This is a genomic window from Caulobacter sp. X, assembly GCF_002742635.1.
Classification (GTDB): domain Bacteria; phylum Pseudomonadota; class Alphaproteobacteria; order Caulobacterales; family Caulobacteraceae; genus Caulobacter.
The window spans coordinates 1,096,990-1,109,354 of sequence record NZ_PEGF01000002.1; the positions used below are offsets into that span (position 1 = coordinate 1,096,990).

General features: G+C 68.9%; 9 protein-coding genes and 1 pseudogene. 3 read left to right on the forward strand and 7 right to left on the reverse strand.

What is annotated here, in order from left to right; translation table 11 throughout:
- Positions 1-54 precede the first annotated feature (54 nt).
- The 3 genes and pseudogenes from CSW60_RS17515 to CSW60_RS24445 all read left to right on the forward strand — a co-directional run.
- Positions 55-588 carry a gamma carbonic anhydrase family protein gene (locus CSW60_RS17515; protein WP_099538476.1) on the forward strand — a complete coding sequence of 178 codons (534 nt, stop codon included), beginning with the start codon at positions 55-57 and terminating at the stop codon, positions 586-588.
- 324 nt (positions 589-912) lie between these two features.
- Positions 913-2,577 carry a choline dehydrogenase gene (locus tag CSW60_RS17520; RefSeq protein ID WP_099538477.1) on the forward strand — a complete coding sequence of 555 codons (1,665 nt, stop codon included), beginning with the start codon at positions 913-915 and terminating at the stop codon, positions 2,575-2,577.
- 25 nt (positions 2,578-2,602) lie between these two features.
- Positions 2,603-2,740: pseudogene (locus CSW60_RS24445) on the forward strand (hypothetical protein); the annotation flags it as partial.
- A 60-nt stretch (positions 2,741-2,800) separates the two neighbouring features.
- Here the strand turns inward: CSW60_RS24445 and CSW60_RS17530 are convergent.
- The 7 genes from CSW60_RS17530 to CSW60_RS17560 form a co-directional block, all read right to left on the reverse strand.
- Positions 2,801-3,346 carry a PAS domain-containing protein gene (locus CSW60_RS17530; RefSeq protein ID WP_099538478.1) on the reverse strand — a complete coding sequence of 182 codons (546 nt, stop codon included), beginning with the start codon at positions 3,344-3,346 and terminating at the stop codon, positions 2,801-2,803.
- Positions 3,347-3,499: 153 nt separating this feature from the next.
- Positions 3,500-6,403: a pitrilysin family protein gene (locus CSW60_RS17535; RefSeq protein WP_099538479.1), complete on the reverse strand. Its 2,904-nt coding sequence runs from the start codon at positions 6,401-6,403 to the stop codon at positions 3,500-3,502.
- A 94-nt stretch (positions 6,404-6,497) separates the two neighbouring features.
- Entirely contained in the window at positions 6,498-7,586 is a 1,089-nt protein-coding gene (locus CSW60_RS17540; RefSeq protein WP_099539171.1) for a DUF2336 domain-containing protein, read from the reverse strand.
- A gap of 130 nt (positions 7,587-7,716) precedes the next feature.
- Positions 7,717-8,475 (reverse strand): ABC transporter permease, encoded by a 759-nt coding sequence (locus tag CSW60_RS17545; RefSeq protein WP_099538480.1) that lies wholly within the window; start codon positions 8,473-8,475, stop codon positions 7,717-7,719.
- On the reverse strand, positions 8,472-9,221 hold the full coding sequence (locus CSW60_RS17550) for an ABC transporter ATP-binding protein (RefSeq protein WP_099538481.1): 750 nt from the start codon (positions 9,219-9,221) through the stop codon (positions 8,472-8,474). The genes CSW60_RS17545 and CSW60_RS17550 overlap by 4 nt, the downstream gene beginning before the upstream one ends.
- Positions 9,218-10,216 (reverse strand): ABC transporter substrate-binding protein, encoded by a 999-nt coding sequence (locus CSW60_RS17555; protein WP_099538482.1) that lies wholly within the window; start codon positions 10,214-10,216, stop codon positions 9,218-9,220. Before CSW60_RS17555 ends, CSW60_RS17550 begins: the two co-directional genes overlap by 4 nt.
- Before the next feature lie 75 nt (positions 10,217-10,291).
- The gene (locus tag CSW60_RS17560) at positions 10,292-12,355 is read right to left on the reverse strand and encodes an MASE1 domain-containing protein (RefSeq protein ID WP_099538483.1); all 2,064 of its coding nucleotides are present in this window, start codon (positions 12,353-12,355) and stop codon (positions 10,292-10,294) included.
- Between the last annotated feature and the right edge of the window lie 10 nt (positions 12,356-12,365).

Below are 12,365 nucleotides of genomic sequence, written 5' to 3' on the forward strand. Positions count from 1 at the left end.
TAGGGTTTATGGATCGTTAATAACGAAATCGCCGGCAAGAAATGAGGCATACGGATGAATGTATATTCCCTGGGCGAGCTAAAGCCTACGCTGCCCGAGAAAGACGAATATTGGATTGCGCCGACGGCGAGCGTGATGGGGAACATTATTCTTAAGAAAAACGCCAGTATATGGTGGGGCGCAGTGGCGCGCGGCGACAACGATCCGATCACCATTGGCGAGAACAGCAATATCCAAGACGGTTCGGTTCTTCACACTGATCTTGGCTCGCCGCTGACCATCGGCGCGAACGTGACCATTGGTCACATGGTGATGTTGCACGGCTGCTCGATCGGTGACGGCTCGTTGATCGGTATCGGGGCGATCGTGCTGAACGGCGCCAAAATCGGAAAGAACTGCTTGATCGGCGCCGGCGCCCTGATCACCGAGGGCAAGGAGATTCCCGACAACTCGATGGTGGTCGGCGCGCCGGGCAAGGTGGTGCGGGAGATCAGCGAACAGCACGCGCTGATCCTGCAGGCCTCGGCCCTGCACTATGTCGAGAACTGGAAGCGCTACGCCCGCGATCTGAAGCCGGTCGACGCTTAACAATCAAAGCCAGGAACGAACGCCGTGGGAGCGCCGCCTGCCGCTTGGGGGATCGCAAGGCGGCGCTCCCGCTTCCCGCGTGGGAAGGGCCGAACGCGGGAAGGGACCCACCCTGCTGGAGGCGTCTTCCGCAAGGCAGGACGGTGCGCCGTACTGCGCTCCGTTCATCCATGGATTGTATATAGCAGGTTCCGGGTAGAGTTAAAATGCGAGACTCGCGTTTTCCGGGTCTAAGCGTTCCGTTGCGGCACATCTTGCGCCGGGCTGAAAGCCGGATCACTCTCGCCTTAACAACGATAACCTTCGAGGGAGGGCGTCCGGGCCATGGCCAGTGAACGCTATGATTACGTCGTCATCGGCGCCGGTTCGGCCGGCTGCGTGCTGGCCGCGCGCCTGACCGAGGATCCCAACATCAAGGTCCTGCTGCTGGAGGCCGGCGGCAAGAACACCTCGGTGCTGGTCAAGATGCCGGCTGGGGTCGGCGAGCTGATCAAGGCCAAGGGCGAGCAGAACTGGGGCTTCTGGACCGAGGCCGAGCCCCATCTCGACAATCGCAAGCTCTGGTGGCCGCGCGGCAAGGGGCTGGGCGGCTCGTCGGCGATCAATGGCATGATCTATATCCGCGGCCATGCCCGCGATTACGACCAGTGGCGGCAGATGGGCCTGACCGGCTGGTCGTATGCCGAGGTCCTGCCGTACTTCAAGCGCTCGGAAACCCACCACGCCGGCGGCGACGCCTATCACGGCGACAAGGGGCCGCTGCACGTGTCGAAGGGCGAGTCCGACAGCCCGTTCTATACCGCCCTGGTCGAGGCGGGCCGCCAGGCCGGTCACAAGACGACGAAGGACTTCAACGGCTTCCAGCAGGAGGGCTTCGGCCCCTACGACCTGACGATCCGCGACGGCAAGCGCTGGAGCGCGGCCATGGCCTATCTCAGCCAAGCCTTGTCGCGCCCGAACCTGACCTGCGTCACCGAGGCCCGCACGACCCGAATCCTGATCGAGAAGCGTCGCGCCGTCGGCGTCGAGTACGTCGTGGGCAAGGGCGCGGAGCGCAAGATCGCCTATGCCGACGCCGAGGTGCTGCTGAGCGCCGGCGCGGTGCAGTCGCCGCACATCCTGCAACTCTCGGGCGTCGGCGCGCCGGACGACCTCAAGGCCCAAGGCATCGCGGTCGCCCATGAGTCCAGGGGCGTCGGCGCCAACCTGCAGGACCACCTGGACGTCTGCGTCTCGTGGACCGCCAAGAACCTGAAGACCGCCTATTCGGCCAACAAGGGCCTCAACAAGCTGGGCGTTGGCCTCAACTACATGCTGTTTGGCAAGGGCATCGGCCGCCAGCAGTTCCTGGAGAGCGGCGCGTTCCTGAAGTCGCGGCCGGACCTGGATCGCCCCGACCTGCAGATCCACGGCGTGCTGGCCATCATGCAGGACCATGGCAAGGTCGTGGTCGAGAAGGACGGCTTCACCCTGCACGTCTGCCAGCTGCGTCCCGAGAGCCGGGGCAAGGTCGGCCTGCGCTCGGCCGATCCGTTCGATGACCCGACCATCCTGGCCAACTACCTGTCGACCGACGAGGACCGCCGCGCCATCCGCGAAGGCGTCCGCATCGCCCGCGAGACCGTGGCCCAGGCCGCCTTCGATCCCTATCGCGACGCCGAATACGCGCCGGGCGCCGACGTGCGCAGCGACGCCGACCTCGACGCCTGGATCCGCGCCAAGGCCGAGACGATCTACCACCCGGTCGGCACCTGCCGCATGGGCGTGGCCGGCGACCCTCTGGCGGTTGTCGACGACCAGCTGCGCGTGCAGGGGCTTTCGGGTCTGCGCGTGATCGACGCCTCGGTGATGCCCAACCTGATCGGCGGCAACACCAATGCGCCGACAATCATGATCGCCGAGCGGGCGTCGGATCTGATCCGAGGTAAGCAGACGCTGGCCCCGCTGGACGTCCCGGTCTACGGCGACGAGACGGCGGCGGCGGCCTAGCGGCAACCCTCAGCCGACCAACTCAATCTCACCGTCATTCCCGCCCTTGTGGCGGGAACCTCTCTATCGGCCGCACGTGCAGAAGGGGCGGACCGCCAGCGGTCCGCTTGCGTCTCACGTATCAGCTGAACCAGGGGTTCCCGCCACAAGGGCGGGAATGACGGTTGTTTGAGTGAGCTTTGAGGAGCAAACGCGGCGCGCCTGGTTTCAGCCCGCCTAAGCCCTAGGCGATCCGGCGGCCGTCCAGGGTCGCCAGGCGCAGGCGGGGCATGTCGCGATTGTCGTCGCCCAACGGCCGGACCTCGCGCAGACCCAGCTCGTAGGCGGGGCGGCCCATCAGGCGGGCCGTCGCGCCGATCGGCTGATAGAGGCCCAGGAACCGGTCGGTCTCGCCGCTGGCGCCGCGCAGGGGGGCGAAAAGCACCTCCATGCCGACGGAAGCGACGCCCAGGGCGCGGATATCGGCGAGGGCGACCACCGGCGTGCGACGCTTCCGGGCGACGTCCAGCGCGCTTTTCAGTTCAAGCCGATGCGCCAGAGCCCAAAGCGACAGCGCGTCCTGGCCGCGCAGGTCGCGCGCGTGCAAATCACTGACGAAGCCGCCGGCCAGGCGGAAGGGCAGACGACCGCCGTCTCGGCCCAGGACGAAGACCTGCGGCAGCAGCTCCAGGAAGTCGCCCGGATTGATGTCGGTGCGGCGCGGCAAGGCGGCGTCGCCCCGGCGATCACGCCAGTAGTCGATCAGTCGTTCCGTGCTGGGATGGAACATGCTTGTCCCCCGGCGGCTCCTTCGCGGCCTTGGTCGGCCGCATGGAGCTTGCTGGAGGATCCATGCCAGGCGCTGGACTGTGCCAATCTGGAACAGAAACGCGCCCTCAGAAGAAAAGGGCCCCGCCCGAGGCGAGGCCCTTTGCCGTGAAGTCTACTTCGCCGCCGCCTCCGGCTTGACCAGAAGCAGCCAGGACTTGTCGTCGGCCAGATAGGTCTTGGCCGCCTTCTGCACATCGGCCGGAGTCACGCGGGCCAGGCCCGCCAGCACCGAGCGCGTGGCGTCCAGCAGGCGCGGATCGGTCTGGGCGCCGGACAGGGCGCCGACCCAGTACTCGTTGGTCACGCGCGCCTTCTCGATCTGGTCGATGCGAGGCTTCTTGGCGCGTTCCAGTTCGTCCTCGGTCACCGGCTTGTCGCGCAGGTCGGCGGCGATCTTGCGGATCGAGGCGACGACGCCGTCCAGCTTCTCGGGCGGGACCTCCAGGCTGACGGCGAGGTAGCCCCAGTTCTTGAACACCACGCTGGCGGTCGAGGAGGCGTTGGGCGAGTAGGTCGCGCCCTGCTTCTCGCGCAGTTCGTCGATCAGGCGCAGCTGCATGACCTGGCCCAGGACCGAGACATCGCGCGAGCGCTGCAGGTTCGAGAACAGGTCGTCCGTGCGCCAGGCCATGAACAGGGCGGCCTGGTCGGCGCGGCCCTTGTGCGTGCGGATCACGGGCGTCGGCGACGGCGCCGGGAACGGCGCCTGGCGGGCGGCGTCCGAGGCCGGCAGTTCGGTCCGCGCGGGCAGGGCGCCGAACGTGTCGGCCACGGCGGCGATGGCCTTGTCGACGGTCGTATCGCCGACGATCACCACCTCGATGTCGTCCTTGGTCAGCGGATTGGCGACCGCGGTCTTCAGCTCGTCCAGCGAAGCCGTGGCGATCTGCTCGCGGGAGGGGAAGGTCCAGCGCTGGTCGCCGCCGTGCATCAGCCCGCCCAGGTCGCGGCCCAGCACGCCGCCGGTGGTGCTCTGCAGCTGGTCGTGCAGCGTGCCGTAGCTGGTCTTGACGCGGTTGAAGGCCTCCGGACGCCAGCCCGGTTCGGTGGCGAAGGCCGCCAGAACCTGCAGTTCGGTCGACAGGTCCTCGGGACGCGTGCGGCCGCTCAGGGTGAAGGCGTCGTCCTCGACGCCCAGCTGGGCGTTCCAGATCTTGCCGGTCAGCACCCGCTCCATGTCCTGGGCGGAGATCTGCTTGAGGCCGCCTTCGACGAAGGCCGAGCCAGACCATAGCGGGCTCTGCTTGTCGGACGGCAGGTCCAGCAGGCCGTGACCGGCGCGGACCTTCACCACGACCTGGCCCTCGCGGAACTTGGTCGGCTTCACGGTCAGGCGCACGCCGTTCTCGAACCGCACGAAGACGGCGTCGAGGTCGCTGACCTCCTTCTGCTCGACCACCTTGCCGCTGGGACCGAAGCTGGAATAGGGCCACACGGTCACGCCCGGCGCGGCCGGCGGCGTCACGGGCTGGGCCTTGAGCTCCTCATAGGCCTTGAGGATCGCCGGCTCCCCGCCCTCGATATTGGTCGGCGCGGCGATCACGAGCAGCGGTCCGGAGCCCGCGAACGACGACTTCAGCACCGCGTTGACCCGCTCGGCCGTCAGACCCTTGGTCATGGCGTCGAAGGCGGCGAGGTTCTGGCTGGGCGAGGTGACGACCTCGGCGTCGCCGAGGGTGTCGACCAGTTGGTTGGCCAGGACCGGGGTGCGCTGCGTGGCTTCGCCCGCGACCGCGGCGGCGAGCCCCGCGCGCAGGCTGGCGATCTCGCGATCAAGCTCGTCCTGGCGTACGCCGTATTGCATGGCCCGGCGCTGCTCGGCGTCCAGGGCCCGCATCGCCTCCCGCCATTGCCCGGGCTGGGCCGTCGCGCCCAGGGTCGTCACCCGCACCGCGCCGTACTGGTCGCCCTTGAAGGCGCCGCCGGCGATGAACGGCGGCTCGGCCAGGCGGCCCAGCGCCTGCAGGCGACGGTTCAGCACGGCGAAGGCCAGGTTTTCGAGCATGTCGCGCTCGTCCAGCGCCTTGGTCTCGACCAGACCGTCCGGCTTGCGGGTCCAGGTCATCTGGACGCTCCACGGCGCGCCGGACTCGACGATCAGCTTGGCTGTCGGGCCGCGCTTGGCCACCGGCCCGACGTCGGGATCCTTGCCGGGCTGACCCTTGCCGGTCCAGTCGCCGAACCTGGCCTTGATCTTGGCCTCCATGGCGTCGACGTCGAAGTCGCCAACCGCCACCAGCACCGCCCGTTCGGGACGATAATAGGCCTCGTAGAAGTCGCGGATGCGCTGGGCCGAGGCGTTCTTGAGGATTTCCGTCTTGCCGATCGGGATGCGCTTGGGCGGCAGCTGGCCGTCCATCTGGGCCGAGAGGGTCTTGATGGCGACGCGATAGCCAGGCGTGTCGCGCGCGCGCTCCTCGGACAGCACCACGCCGCGTTCGCGATCGACCGCGTCCTGGGCGATGGTCAGCTCGCCCGCCGCCTCGCGCAGCAGCATCAGCGAGTCATCGACCGTGCTGTCGTCGGTCTTGGGCAGGTCCAGCTGATAGGTGGTCTCGTCAAAGCTGGTCTGGGCGTTGGTGTCGGCCCCGAACGCCAGGCCGTGGCGCTCCAGGATCTTGATCATCTCGCCTTCGGGCACGTTCTTGGAGCCGTTGAAGGCCATGTGCTCGAGGAAGTGGGCCAGGCCCTGCTGGTCGTCGGCCTCCATCAGCGAGCCCGCGTCGAACCAAAGGCGCAAGCTGGCCTGGGCGGGCGGCGTGGCGTTCTTGCGGATCGCGTAACGCATGCCGTTGGGCAGCACGCCAAAGCGCCAGGCCGGGTCGGGCGCGATGTCCGACAGGGATTGCGCCCACTGGCCCGGCTTCAGGTCGCTCGCGCGCGGCCCGGCCATCGCGGGGGCCTCGGCGATGGCCTCGCGTTTCAGCGACGGCAGCGAAGGCTTCGGAACGTGGGAGCAGGCGGCGAGCGAGAGGCCGGCGGCGGCGACGAGCGCCAAGCGCGAAGCGCTGATCATCGAAAATCCAAGGCAGGGCAAAGGAAGCCGCACCTTGGCCGTCCCGAATGGCGCGCGCAAGGCGCGACAAAGGCGGGTTTTGGCCCGTGCACGGTCAGGCGGCGGCGACGTCGCCGGTCTGCCGGCGCAGGCGCCAGAAGCGGATGGTGCGCAGCGCCGCCTCGCGGGGCAGGGCGGCGTAGAGTTCGCCATAGGCCTTGGCCCGGCCCATCACCTCGTCGGACGGTTCGAGGATCAAAAGGGCGAAGGTCAGGAACAGCGAGCGGTCGAAGTCGGCCGCCTTGCAGATCACCGACAGGGCGTCCATCTCGCGCCGCTCCAGGATCTTGCGGGCGGTGTGGAAGTCGACGTCGGCCAGATCGGCCAGGGCCACCAGGAACAGGGTGGTGCGCTTGGCCCGCAGCATGTTGGCCAGGATCTGCGGCGAGATCGGTCCCTTGGCGCGCAGGGCGCGGAACTCCTTCTCGGCCTCGGCGTGGTCGGGCGGCAGGGCGCCGTCCTTGGCCGCGATCCGCTTGCGGCCCGCCGCGAGCGCGGCCTCCAGGGTGGCAGGATCAACGTCGGCGTTGCGCTCCAGGATGCGATCGCGCAGCCGCGCCTCGGCGACGAAATACATCTCGTTCAGCAGGTCGACGGGCAGGCTCTGGCGGTCGATCACCGCCTCGTGCAGGGCGGGGTTGGCCGTCGCCCGGTCGACGACGGTCTCGTGCGCCTCGCGCGACAGCACCGCGCCCTCGTTACGCAGCAGCACGCCCAGAGTGTCGTCATCGCCGCGCGCGACGATGGCGTCCGACACGACGCTGGAGACGCTGGGACGTTGAGAGATCGCCCGCAGGTGATCCTGGCCCTGGGTGCGGGCGACGTGCAGCAAGTCCTCGTCGGTCAGCGCGCCGGAGCCCCGAAGGATCGGCGCGGCGACGGCGATGCTCTCGGAGGCCAGGGCGCGGGACAGGCCGCGCGGCGCGGTCTGCGCCTCGCCCAGCCGCTGGGCCAGCTCGGCCTTGACCGCTTCCTCCATGTCCCCGGCCAGTTGGCTCAGGACGTCGTCGAACAGCTCCATCTCCAGCGCGCTGTGGCCGTCGCCGGCGAAAAACATGTCGGTGACGCCGCGCAGCAACTCGCGCCGCTTCTCGCTGGAAGGCTCGTTGGCCAGGGTGATCAGGTCGTGGAGGCGGGATTCCATCATCGCGCCTCGCCGCGCGCGAAAGAGGCTTTCCGATCGGCGAGAGCGGCGGTGAAAGCGGCGACGCGCATGAACATCCGGACCGAAAGAACGTGGGTCCTTTGGTAGGGGCGCGCCGCTTAATCTTGGCCTAACGACCGCGCCAAATGTTGAGAAGTCGACGCTCGACAACCTCCATCGCGGCGTTCAAGCAGACGCCCAGAACAGCCAGCGCCACGAGGGCCGCGAAAACCTTGGCGGTCTGCAGGCGGTTGTAGGCTTCGAGGATGCGCCAGGCCAGGCCCTGGGCCCCGCCGGACCCCGCCACGAACTCGGCCACCACGGCCCCGATCACCGCCAGGCCCGCCGCCACCTTGTGTCCTTCCAGCAGGGCGGGGACGGCCGAGGGCAGGCGCAGGCGGACCAGGCGCTGCAGCGGCGTGGCGCCATAGAGATCGAACAGGCGGGCCAGATCCGGATCGACGGCCTTCAGCCCGGTCAGTGCGCCGGAGAAGATCGGGAAGAAGGCGACGACGGCGGCCAGGCCTGTCACCGCGCGCCCGGGATGCTCGATGCCGGCCCAGATGGTCACCAGCGGCGCGATCGCCACCAGGGGCGTGACCTGCAAGGTGACGGCGATCGGCCGAACGGCGTCTTCGAGCAGGCTGTTCAGGCTGACGGCCAAGGCCAGGGCGCAGGCGACGAGGCTGGCGATGACCAGGGCGATCAGGGCCGTGGACAGCGTCGCCCAGGCCGAGCTCAACAGCAGCGGCCAGGACTCCAGGAACGCCGCGCCGATCGCGCTGGGCGCGGGCAGCAGATAGGGCGGGACCGCCAGGGCGCGACAGGCGATCTCCCAGCCGCCCAGCAGGACGGCGACCAGGATCAGGGGGGCGAGGATTCGCTTCACGCCGCCGCCTCCGTGGCGCGCGCCAACAGGGTCGAGACGGCCTCCGCCGCGGCGCGGAAGGCCTCGGTGGTGCGGAACCCGGGCGGACGCACGGTCGGTCCGTCGATGGCGATCTCGCCGGCGATGCGGCCAGGACCGGGCGTCATCACCACGACGCGGCGGGCCATGTAGACCGCTTCCTCGACATTGTGGGTCACGAACACGACGGCCGGCGAGAGCTCGGCCGCCAGGGCCAGGACGTCGTCGGCCAGGGCGCGGCGGGTGATCTCGTCCAGGGCGGCGAAGGGCTCGTCGAGCAGCAGCAGGCGGGGGCGGGTCACCAGCGCGCGGGCCAGGGAGGCGCGCATCGCCATGCCGCCCGAAAGCTGGGCCGGGCGGGCGGACAGCGCCTGGTCCAGACCGACCTTGCGCAGGGCTTCGTCGGCGGCCGCCAGAGCATCCTTCTTGGCGACGCCGGCCAGTTCCAGCGGCAGGGCGACGTTGTCTCGCGCCGACAGCCACGGCGCCAGGGTGGGCGACTGGAAGACGACCGAGGTCTCGCCCTTGCCGGCGGCGCGGGTCACGTCGCCGCGCGTCGGCGCTTCAAGGCCCGCCAGCAGGCGCAAGGCCGTGGACTTGCCGCAGCCGGATGGGCCGACCAGGGCGACGATCTCGCCGGGCGCGAGGGTCAGGTCGACGGGACCCAGGGCGCGGCCGCGGGCGTAGTCGACCTCGACGCCGGACAGGCTGGCGATGGGCTCGCTCATTGGCCCTTGGGCAGGAACTGCAGGGTGTAGGCCTTCTTGTAGTCCATGGTCGCCGGATAGACGCCCTGCTGCGAGGCGACCTTGAAGAACTCGGCCCAACGCGCGTCGCTCATCTGGCCGATCTCGCCGTCCTTGCCCACGATGCCGTACGACCGCATCTTCTCGCGGGCTTGGTCGAGCACGTCCTGGGTCATCTCCGGATTGTCCTTCAGGATCGCCGCGTCGCCGGGCTTGGGATCGCCGTACAGATACGACCTCCAGCCCGCGGCGGTTGCTTCGACGAAGGCCTGGACGGCCGCGGGGTTCTTGGCGATCAGGCTGTCGGGGACCAGAGCCATCGAGGCGTACGCCGGATAGCCGCTGTCGGCGAGCAGGAAGACCGCCGGTTTGATCTTGCCTTCCTTCTCGATCAGGTAGGGCTCGCTGGTCGCGTAGCCCTGCTGGATCACGCGCTTGTCCGCCAGGAACGGGGCGCTGGAATAGTTGTACTTGCGCACTTGGTCGTCGCCGAAGCCGTACTTGGCCTTCAACCACACCCAGAAGGCGGTGATCGAAGCGTCGGCCAGCAGGATCGGGCGGCCCTTCATGTCGGCGATCGAATGGATCCCCTGGTCCGGGTGGGCGATCAGGACCTGCGGGTCCTTCTGCATGAAGGCGGCGACGGCCTTCACCGGCGCGCCCTCCTTGGCCAGGTTCATGACGATGAAGCTGTTGGAGCCGACGCCGACATCGACCGCGCCGGTGGCCAAGAGCTGGGGCACGTTCACGGCGGGGCCGCCCTGGATCAGGGTCACGTCCAGGCCGCGCTTCTTGTACTCGCCGGTCGCCAGCGCCTGGTAGTAGCCGCCGAGCTCGGCCTCGGCGCGCCAGTCGGTCGCCAGCTTCAGCTTCGTGACGCCGGCCGGCGCGGCGTCCTTGTTGGTCGCGGGAGAGCAGGCGGTCAGGGCGGCGAGGCTCAAGGCGGCCCCCAGGACGACAAAGGCGCGACGGCGCATCGAACGGCTCTCCCAACGGTTCGCGGTGAAGTTAGGGGCGAGCCGGCCGACTTCCAAGCGGGAAGGCGAAAGCGATCAGGCCGCGGGCTTGCGCCGCCAGCGTTCGACCTTGGCGTACAGCGCCTCGCGCTGGACCGGCTTGGGGATATGGTCGACCATGCCGGCGGCGTAGCAGCGCTCCACCTGGGTCGGCAGGGCGTCGGCGCTCATGGCGATGATCGGCGCGGCGCCGAAGGGGCCGGGAAGGGCGCGGATCGCGCGCGTCGCCTGCAGGCCGTCCATCTCGGGCATGTGCATGTCCATCAGGATCAGGTCATAGGGCGTCTTGCGCGCGCGCTCGACCGCCTGGCTGCCGCTCTCGGCCTGGTCGACGTCGTAGCCGGCCATGCTCATCAGGGTGGCGGCGATCTCCAGATTGATCGGATGGTCGTCGACGACCAGGATTCGACCCGCCGCGGCTTCCGCCGCTGGCGTCGGGGCGGGCGAGGGAGCGCGCTCCATCGCCTTGGCCGTCAGTTCGAACCAGAAGCAAGAGCCGCGTCCCGGCACGCTGTCGACGCCGATCTTGCCGCCCATGGCGTCGACCAGCGCGCGGCAGATCGCCAAGCCCAGACCGGCGCCGGCGGGCATCCGGCCCAGGGCGACGTCCGCGGAAGCGCGCTGGAACAGCAGGGCCTGCTTCTCCAGGGCGATGCCGACACCGGTGTCCATGATCTCGAAGCGAAGCCTGTCGCCGGCGGCGACGGGTTCGATCATCAACCGCACCGAAATGCGTCCATGATCGGTGAACCTGACGGCGTTGTTGAGCAGGTTGATCAGCACCTGGCGCAGGCGGTCGGCGTCCAGAGCGTGGCGTTTGTGGTCCGGATCGATGATGTCGACATCAAGCTCCAGGCCCTTGGCGCGGATTTCGGGCGCCATCATCGCCGCGGTTTCGCGCACCAGATCGGCCGCCGAGGTCGGCTGAAGCTGTAGCTCGATATGGCCGGTCTCGACGCGGGAGAGATCCAGGATGTCGTCCAGCACAGTGACCAGGGCGGCGCCGGCGCTGTCGATCAGGTTCACCTGGCGGCGGGCGTCGGGCGAGAGATCGTCGCGCTTGGCCAGTAGCTGGGCGAAGCCCAGCACGCTGTTCAAGGGCGTGCGGATCTCGTGGCTCATGGTGGCCAGGAACTCGGTCTTGGCCTCGGTGGCGGCCAGGGCGCGGGCGCGGGCGACGCGGGTCAGCTGTTCGCGTCGCTGCAGCATGCGCTTCAGGCGATCCTGTTGCGCCAGGACCAGGCTGGCGGCCATGCAAGTGTAGAAGAGCACCGCGATGAAGATCTGGATCGTCCGCGCCTGCGCCGTCGGGCCCAGAATCGCGTTGAAGCGCGGCGAAGCGCCCGACATGGCGATCGGCAGGGTGATCAGGGCCACGATCAGCGAGGCCATGGCCGCGCCCCGCGCGCCGAGGCGATAGGCGGCCACCAGGGCGACGGGGAAGATCAGGAAGGGCGGCGCGCCGGACAGCGGATGCGCGCAGAGCAGGGTGACGGCGGCGACCGCGAACAGCAGCACGCCTTGCTCGCGCAGCGAGATGCGGTAGGCCCGTCGATGTTGGGCGTCGATCAGCACCAACGCCGTCGGCAATACGACCGCCAGGCCCAGCGCCCCGCGCAGGAACCAGTCGATCCAGGTCTTCAGCAGGGGCTCGGCGAAGAACAGCGACAGGATCGGCGCGCAGATCGTGGCCGAGATCGCCGCGATCGGCGTCGTCACGGCGGGCAGCGCGGCCAGGGCGCGCATGGTCCGAACCCTGGGCATGCGTCCCCAGAAGCGAACGCAGACCCACCAGACCGCGAGCGCCTCCAGCGTATCGATCGTGGTGTAGAGCAGCGCCCGGGCCAGGCTGTCGCCGACGAGAAGGTCGGCCGCCATGTGGAAGGTGACGAAGACGCCGCCCAAGGTCAGTCGGCGCCGGGGTGTCAGGACCACCAGCCCCGCCGCCAGCAGGGCGTTGGCCGGCCAGAAGGCGGCGACGCCCAACAGCGTCCGCGTCAGGAACTCGCTGAAGAACAGACCGCCGACTAGGGCGACGGAAAGGCCTTGCAGCAAAGCCGCCTGCCGTCTCCGCTCATGCTGCGCCAGCCTTTGCGGCATACGCGTTTCG